This window comes from Cellulomonas fimi, assembly GCF_028527925.1.
GTDB lineage: Bacteria > Actinomycetota > Actinomycetes > Actinomycetales > Cellulomonadaceae > Cellulomonas > Cellulomonas fimi_C.
This window is the reverse complement of the sequence record NZ_JAPESW010000146.1, coordinates 1-725: the sequence shown is the minus strand read 5'-3', so window position 1 is coordinate 725 and position 725 is coordinate 1. Positions and strand designations below refer to the sequence as shown.

Annotated in this window: 2 protein-coding genes; both read left to right on the top strand. The window is 71.4% G+C overall.

All coding sequences use genetic code 11. From position 1 onward, the window contains the following. On the top strand, nucleotides 1-392 hold a 392-nt coding region (locus tag OMK64_RS20185; protein ID WP_272730139.1), incomplete at its 5' end, for an NAD(P)/FAD-dependent oxidoreductase. After that, on the top strand, nucleotides 392-724 hold the full coding sequence (gene trxA, locus OMK64_RS20180) for a thioredoxin (protein WP_272730138.1): 333 nt from the start codon (nucleotides 392-394) through the stop codon (nucleotides 722-724). The genes OMK64_RS20185 and trxA, both read left to right, overlap by 1 nt. Nucleotide 725 lies beyond the last annotated feature (1 nt).

The following is a 725-nucleotide window of genomic DNA, read 5'->3' as shown; positions in this document are numbered from 1 at the left end:
CCGAGGTCGTCGCCATCCACGGCGAGGACAAGGTCACCGGCGTGACCCTGCGCGACACCGTCACCGGGCAGACGCGCGAGCATCCCGCGACCGGCGTGTTCGTCGCGATCGGTCACGTGCCGCGCACCGAGCTGCTCGTCGGGCAGGTCGAGCTCGACGACAACGGCTACGTCGCGGTGCAGGGCCGCTCGACCCGGACCAACATCCCCGGCGTGTTCGCCGCGGGCGACGTGGTCGACCACACCTACCGGCAGGCGATCACCGCCGCCGGGTCCGGTTGCGCCGCCGCGCTCGACGCCCAGCACTACCTCGCCGCGCTCGGCGACACCGCGCACGACGTCGTCGACCCCGTCCCCACGACCGTCGCACCCGTCCTGGTCCAGGAGGCCTGATGAGCACCCTCACCGCCGTCACCGACGACACCTTCCAGACCGAGGTCCTCGAGTCCCCGATCCCCGTGATCGTCGACTTCTGGGCCCAGTGGTGCGGGCCGTGCCGGATGGTCGCGCCCGTGCTCGAGGAGCTCGCCGCGCAGTACGACGGCCGCGTGAAGATCGTCAAGGTCGACGCCGACGCCAACCCGCGGCTCACCGCCGACTACGGCATCGTCTCGATCCCGACCCTCAACGTCTTCGCGGGCGGCGAGCTCGTGAAGTCCGTCATCGGCGCCCGCCCCAAGGCGTTCTACGCCGGCGAGATCGAGGACGTCCTCACCACCGTCTGAC